The 6,319-nt window shown below is 63.5% G+C and carries 8 protein-coding genes; 2 read left to right on the forward strand and 6 right to left on the reverse strand.

Annotated features, from left to right (window positions below):
• A partial coding sequence (locus AHiyo1_RS00070; RefSeq protein ID WP_148667412.1) for an NAD(P)/FAD-dependent oxidoreductase occupies window positions 1-758 on the reverse strand: 758 nt, incomplete at its 3' end.
• A gap of 251 nt (window positions 759-1,009) precedes the next feature.
• On the opposite strand from AHiyo1_RS00070, the gene AHiyo1_RS00075 reads away from it, so the two are divergent.
• Entirely contained in the window at window positions 1,010-1,654 is a 645-nt protein-coding gene (locus AHiyo1_RS00075; protein WP_059387203.1) for a TetR/AcrR family transcriptional regulator, read from the forward strand.
• Between the two features lie 39 nt (window positions 1,655-1,693).
• Here AHiyo1_RS00075 and AHiyo1_RS00080 read toward each other — a convergent pair whose 3' ends face one another.
• The 5 genes from AHiyo1_RS00080 to AHiyo1_RS00100 all read right to left on the reverse strand — a co-directional run bounded on the left by AHiyo1_RS00080 (window position 1,694) and on the right by AHiyo1_RS00100 (window position 5,743).
• Complete coding sequence (locus AHiyo1_RS00080) at window positions 1,694-2,137, reverse strand: EAL domain-containing protein (protein ID WP_059387204.1); 444 nt, start codon at window positions 2,135-2,137, stop codon at window positions 1,694-1,696.
• On the reverse strand, window positions 2,134-2,823 hold the full coding sequence (locus AHiyo1_RS00085; RefSeq protein ID WP_059387205.1) for an EAL domain-containing protein: 690 nt from the start codon (window positions 2,821-2,823) through the stop codon (window positions 2,134-2,136). Before AHiyo1_RS00085 ends, AHiyo1_RS00080 begins: the two co-directional genes overlap by 4 nt.
• A gap of 139 nt (window positions 2,824-2,962) precedes the next feature.
• A complete protein-coding gene (locus AHiyo1_RS00090; RefSeq protein ID WP_059387206.1) occupies window positions 2,963-3,781 on the reverse strand; it encodes a class I SAM-dependent methyltransferase in 819 nt (272 codons plus the stop codon).
• A 9-nt stretch (window positions 3,782-3,790) separates the two neighbouring features.
• Window positions 3,791-5,329 carry a putative bifunctional diguanylate cyclase/phosphodiesterase gene (locus tag AHiyo1_RS00095; RefSeq protein ID WP_059387207.1) on the reverse strand — a complete coding sequence of 513 codons (1,539 nt, stop codon included), beginning with the start codon at window positions 5,327-5,329 and terminating at the stop codon, window positions 3,791-3,793.
• Between the two features lie 39 nt (window positions 5,330-5,368).
• Window positions 5,369-5,743 carry a DUF7793 family protein gene (locus AHiyo1_RS00100; protein ID WP_253257089.1) on the reverse strand — a complete coding sequence of 125 codons (375 nt, stop codon included), beginning with the start codon at window positions 5,741-5,743 and terminating at the stop codon, window positions 5,369-5,371.
• 233 nt (window positions 5,744-5,976) lie between these two features.
• Here AHiyo1_RS00100 and AHiyo1_RS00105 point away from each other — a divergent pair.
• Window positions 5,977-6,319: MBL fold metallo-hydrolase (locus tag AHiyo1_RS00105; protein ID WP_113990513.1), on the forward strand; the 343-nt coding region annotated here is incomplete at its 3' end.

Genomic DNA, 6,319 nt, shown 5'->3' on the forward strand with positions numbered 1-6,319 from the left:
TCCGGAAGCCGCAGCGCGGCAGCGTACGAGCGGTTAGGCCGCAGCTTCGCGAAGTAGAGCCCGCGGTTCAGGATGGGTGTCCCGGTGGCGAGCACCGCGTAGCGGGCGCGGACCTCGCCCTTCCTGGTGACCACCGTCAGGGGATCGCCGTTGCGGACGTTCATGACGCGGATACCCTCCACGATGCTGCCGCCGGCTGCCCGGATATCCGCGGCCAGCGCATCCAGGACATCCATGGGGTTGAACTGCGCCTGCTTCGCAAGCCGCAAGGCGGCGTCGACGTCGAACGGCAGCCCGGTCTCCCGTGTGGACTTGACGTTGAGCCCGCACGCCCGGGAAGCGTTGGCCTCAGCGACAAGGTGTTCCGCGCCAGTGGGTGTGGTGGCGAAGGTATACGCATCCCGGTACTGGAACGGCACGCCCCGGTCCTCGAGGTAGTCGAGCAGCCATTTCTGGCCTGCCCGGTTCGCGTCAACGTAGGCGCGGACCACGTTCACCGAATACTGGTTCCGGAGCCTGGACAGCGTGGTGCCCTGCAAAAGGCTCAACTTGGCCGTGGTGTTGCCGGTGTTGACCGCCCCGATATGCCGGGCCTCGAGGACCAGCACGCTGCTCCCGGTCCGGGCCAGCATGAGAGCCGTGGCTAGCCCCGTGATTCCGGCGCCCACCACGACGGCGTCGTAACTGTTCTCGGGCGTGAATTCATCGGGGCTCGCAGCCGCGGAAGCCTCGCGCGCGTCTAGCCAAAGAGAAGTCATAGCAGTCCCACGTCCCTTCAGCCGGGGCGCGGCCCACACCGGATTTAGCGCGGCGGCGGCCCGGTAGTGCCAGAGAACCAGAAGGCCGCAAGAGAAGCAAGAGGGGAGCGCACTGGCGTCTTACCCAACGCGGGGTCACTTACGGCCCATGTTGCTGCCCGACATGGGCCGTAAGTGACCCCGCGTTGGCGCAAGAAGGGCTATGACAGACCGGTCTGTCTTGGCGGGGTACGAGTAAGATTGCTCTTACCATGAGCACGCCAGATGCCTCGGAAGCACCCGGTCCGTCTTCATCGCCAGCCGGACAAACCACCACCCGTGATGACGCAGTGGATCGAATCTTGGACGCCGCCTACGAACTGTTCTCCCGGCGTGGGATCCGCGCGGTCGGGGTCGATCAGCTCATCGAGCGTTCAGGGGTGGCGAAGGCCACCTTCTACCGCCACTTTCCGTCCAAGGACGATCTGGTTCTTGCATTCCTTGCGCTTCGCGACCAGATCTGGACCGTGGACTTGATCATCTCCGATGCCCGGAGCCGGGGAGACACCGCCGAGGAGCAGTTGCTCGCCATCTTCGATGTCTTCGGGGACTGGTTCCAGCGGGAGGACTTTGAGGCGTGCTCGTTCATCAACGTCCTCCTCGAAATGGGCCGTGAGCATCCGCTGGGGAAAGCCAGCATCGGCTACCTCGCCAGGATCAGGGGACACATCCAGGAATTGGCGGAGGAAGCCAGGCTGGAACGCACTGAAGAGTTCGCACGCTCTTGGCACATCCTGATGAAGGGCTCCATCATTTCGGCCACCGAAGGCGACGTCCTGGCGTCAAAGCGCGCACAGCAGATGGCGGCCTGGTTGATAGAACAACACCGAGGCCCGGATCGGCCTGTAGCTGCCTGAGTTATCCGAAGCGGCGGCCCTTTTGGGGGTTCGCGACCGTCAGCTGCGAGCGGTCCTGCCGCGACCGCCAGGGGAGGCGAGATGCCGGGAACGCCCGCCCCACTTTGCCCACTCCCGGGGCTGGACCGAGGGCCGCCCAAGGTGGTACCCCTGTCCGAGGGTCACCCCCAGGTCCGCAAGAGTGGCGAGTTCGTCCTTGGTTTCGATGCGTTGGGCAATCAAGGCCGCACCGATCTCCCGCGCGAACACGACCTCCGCCGCGACGAGTTCCTGCCGGAGGGAATCCTGGTTGAGACCCGCAGTCAGATTCCGCTCCAGCTTGATCATTTCCGGCTTGAGCCGAAGGATATGGCTGGCCCCGGCGAAGAAGGAACCCGTGTTTTCGATGGACAAGCGCACGCCAGCACTGCGCAGCGGAGCCACCGCGGCGTCGAGCGAAGCGGCCTGCTCCTGGGGGAACTTCCCGGAGACTTCAAGGATCACCCGCGCGGGAGCCAGCGGCGTTTGCTCGAAAAGCCAGGAAGACGCGGGTCCAGGCAGACCTCGTCGGAAAGTTTCAACGCCACGAAAAGGTGGGCCGGCAGCTTCAGCGCGGCCTCGAGCCCCGACTCCAGCGCCGCGAATTCGAGATCCGTTCGGAGCCCCGAGTCCTCAGCCTCTGCGAACCAGTAATCGGCGGGGTCTCCGCTGTCGCTGACGAAGCGGGTCAAAGCCTCGGCGCCGACCACGGTGGACGTAGTGAGGTCGAATACGGGCTGGAAGGCGGTCATCAGCATGTGGTCCCGGAGCACCGCCTCAAGACGCGCGCTGCTTGGGTGCTGGCTGTGTGCGTGCTGGCTGTTTGCGTGCTGGGACTCCGGCTCGCCTTGGGCGGCCGGGTTGTCCTGTGACTCTGGCTCGTTTTGCGGGGCCGGCTGTTCCGACCTGAGTGAAGACAGGTGTTCCAGCAGGGCCTCTTCCGGACGCCCAGGGTGGGCAGCAATGTGCCGGCGAAGTTCCTCGCGCACCGCATCTGTTGCTTGCGAAGAGTCCCCTAAGACTTCATCGATGATTTCCAGTACCTGGAGGCGCAGCCCGCGCAACTGCTTGAGGGGCGGCTCCGTAGCCTCCGGACTAGCCGGCATCCCTGAATCGGTCAATGCACGAGCAGACGGTTTGCGCGTCGACATGAATCATTCCTTTGCCTTGAGTTCCGGCTGAGCCCGGGACCTGCAACAAAGCAAACACTACAGCCGAACAATCCGGTCGCCCCGGATTGAAATGAAATCTTCATAGGGATGTAACGCCGCGCTGCGCACCTGGGCGCAGTTACACCCGATTGTGATCTGTTCCGGAATTTTCCGCGCCGGACAGGAGTGCGTAGTATCCCGGAACCCACTGCGGAAGGCCGCCGGCGTTCATCGGGACCACCTCGATGTTCATCGGGCCGTCCGCAATCAACTGCCAGTCGGCATCCGAAAAGGCGCGGTGCCGTTCCGCAGCACCGAAATGCCCGGGCCTGGGAAGGTTTTCCAAGGCGCGCCGCAGTTGCAGGGGAATGCTTTGCCGGGTGGCGCCGAGCTCGGTCAGGTAGCCGAGGCTAGTTCCGCGGAAGTTGGTTTCGGCCAGCAACACCCGGCCTCTGTTCCCGACGGCGGTCCGCAGGTTGGCGGCCATGGCGGCCTGCTTGCCGGGTTTCAGGACGTGGAAGACTCCGCGGACAAAGACGTTGGCGGGCCCCAGCCGCTCCACCAGGACCTCTCCGGCACCTGCCGAAGCCGCATCCAAAACCATGAAGTCGGCATTGTGGACGCCTTCTGCTTCCTTGCGCGCCATCTCGATCGCCCCGTTGGACACGTCGATTCCGAGAACCCGGGGAAACAGGCCGGCAAGCCAGCGGGTGTGGGTGCCGTTGCCGCACCCGACGTCAACTACCGGAAGAGCTGGATCAAAGTGGGCCGCGATCGCGTTGGAGTACTGAGCATGCTCGGCCGCGGAGTCGGAGTCCCAAAGCACATCTCCGGAACGGCCAGTGGTGCGGATTCCGCGCCAGTATCCTTCCCACGCGGTGTCCGGATTTCTCGGTGCCCGGGAAGCGAGGCGTACTACTGTGGGGACAAGCAACATCTGGTCCCAAAGCTTCGACATGCGCTAACTCTACAGACGCCGTGCGGGCCGGCGGAGTTGACGCGGTATTTCGGAGGGAGGCCCCGGATAGCCGAAGAAGTAGCCTTGCCCGTAGAGGCAACCCATGGCCTCCAGCTGGGCCGCCTGCTCGGCGGTTTCGATGCCTTCCACGGTTGCGTTGAGCCCAGCAGCGAAAATCAGCTGCAGGATGGCGGAGACGAACTTTTGCTGCCGAGGGTCCAGCTCCATGTCCTTGATGAGGGACTGATCCACCTTCACAGTGTCCGCCGGAAGCGACCTGAGGTAGCTGATTGACGAATAGCCCGTACCGAAATCGTCGATTTGCAGCCCCACGCCGAGCTCCCGTAGCCCGCTCAGGACCTGTTCCTGCACGGTTTCACGCGACATCAAGACGGTCTCGGTGATCTCCAAGATCAACCGCCGCGGATCCACGCCATATTTGGCCAGCGTTGCCTTGATGTCCTCCAGCAAGTCGGTCCGAAGCAGTTCGGCGGCGGAAAGATTGATGTGCAGGCAGAAATCCGTCAGCTCCGGGTCTGTTTGGCTCCAGCGGCTCATTTGGGCAAGACCTTCATGCAGCACCCACCGTCCCAGCTCGAAGATCAAGCCGGTTTCTTCTGCGATGCCAATGAAGCTGCCCGGCATGATGGTTCCGCGAACAGGGTGATGCCATCGGAGGAGGGCTTCCACCCCGATGACGCGGCTGGAAGCCAACTCGACCACCGGCTGATACACCAGCCCCAACTCGCCTCCGGCAACAGCGGTGCGTAGTTCGGCGGTTATTCGCGACCGTTCCTGAACGGCGTCGAGCATGTCCGGGTGGAAGAGTTGGACATTATTCCGGCCCCGAGCCTTTGCCTGGTACATGGCAATATCGGCGTCGCGCATCAGCGCCTCTGCCCGGTCCCCGGGCTTGCCGATGCAAACGCCGATGCTCGCCATCGCCCAGACCGTTTCTATTCCGATGCTCATGCTGTCCTGCAGATACTCCGATGCGCGGTGCGCAATCCGAAGGATCTCCCCTTCCGTGGCCCCGGTAATGAGAATGGCAAACTCATCCCCGCCCAGGCGGGCCACAGTGTCCTGCTCCCTGACGGCCGAGCGGAGCCGTTTGGCAACTTCCACCAGCACGGCGTCACCGGCGCTATGGCCCAGGATGTCGTTGATGGCCTTGAAGGAGTCCAGATCCAGGAGCAACACGGCCGGGGCTTTTCCGCCGTCCGTGCTGGACAGGGTCGCTTGCTGGATCCGCTCGGTAAGCAGTGTCCTGTTCGCGAGGCCCGTGAGGGCATCTGTCTTGGCCATCTGTTCCAGCTCAACCTGCGTTCGCCGCAACATAGCCGTGCGGGCGGCCACCCGCTGCTCCAGATCCGCATGGATGTGGCCCAGCTCCTCCGCGAGCAGGTTGACTCCGGTGATGACGGCGTCAATGTCATCACGATGCTTCGACGGCTCAATGCGTGCGTCCAGATCGCCTGCAGCCAACCGGACAACGCCGTCAACCAGCAGCTGCAAGCGCGGGTCCTCAACGCCCTCTCTCGAGGTCACGTATTCTCAGCGGGCAGCAGCAAGAAGCGCATCCGGGGCTCAGGAACCCGCATTAAGCCAGTCCAGGGCCTCGCTGCGCGATGTGAAGAAACGGGTGGGGCACGGCGGGACGTGCACTCCCAGGAAGAAGTTCGCCAGGACCCGGTCAACAGGCGACGAACCCAACAAAGCGATGCGCGAAGCGCCGCAGGGAATGGACCACACACCCCGGGCCTCCCGGCTAACGGAAGCGACCGTGGCCATGTCTACAAGCATGGGATGCTGCTCCTGTTGGCAGAGCTCGTTGACTTTCGCCATGGCTGCCCGCGCATCCTCAACCTCAATGGCGACCCCGCGCCGCCAGCGCAAATGGAGAAGACCGTCGACGCCCAAATCGACACTGGCCTTTTCACCGTCCGAAGTATCCGGTAACACGATCATGTCCTCCCCAGGCAGGCGGCCGAACCCAGCTGCAACTAGTTAACAAGCAGCAATCGCCAACCCCGATAGCGTAGCTCCCCGCGCATTGCTCCTCAAGCCTTCTCAGTGCGCATCGACCGATTTCGAACGGCCCGGGTCTCAACTGTGCCTTTCCTCCCGATCCTCCCAGCTCTACGTGGGTAGAATCGAGGCCTGAACACTGCCGGAACGTATCAGACGGAGAAACAATGTCAGCATGGCTCGAAGTCGGCCCTAACAACTACGTGTTGGAGACCGAAGGGTGCCTGCTTAACACGGGCCTCGTTGTAGGTACGGAACGAGCCATGGTGATCGACACCGGTTGCGGCCCCCGCCAAGGCCGGCAGATCCTCGCCGCCGTCCGGGAAAAGACCCAGCTGCCGCTGGTAGTCGTTAACACCCACGCCCACTACGACCACTACTTCGGCAACGCCGTTTTTGCCGACGACGGCGTCACCGAGTTTTGGGGGCACGTCAACTGTGCGGCGACAATCGACGACGACGGCGACCACCAGCGCCGCTTCGTCGCCGCCACCGAACCGGAGATGGCCG

Origin of the sequence: Arthrobacter sp. Hiyo1, assembly GCF_001263615.2 — a bacterium.
Classification (GTDB): domain Bacteria; phylum Actinomycetota; class Actinomycetes; order Actinomycetales; family Micrococcaceae; genus Arthrobacter.

Bases quoted from the DNA above. Each gene is read 5' to 3' on its own strand.
- AHiyo1_RS00075 (WP_059387203.1), top strand. From the start codon at position 1,010: ATGAGCACGCCAGATGCCTCGGAAGCACCCGGTCCGTCTTCATCGCCA.
- AHiyo1_RS00085 (WP_059387205.1), bottom strand. From the start codon at position 2,823: ATGTCGACGCGCAAACCGTCTGCTCGTGCATTGACCGATTCAGGGATG.
- AHiyo1_RS00090 (WP_059387206.1), bottom strand. From the start codon at position 3,781: ATGTCGAAGCTTTGGGACCAGATGTTGCTTGTCCCCACAGTAGTACGC.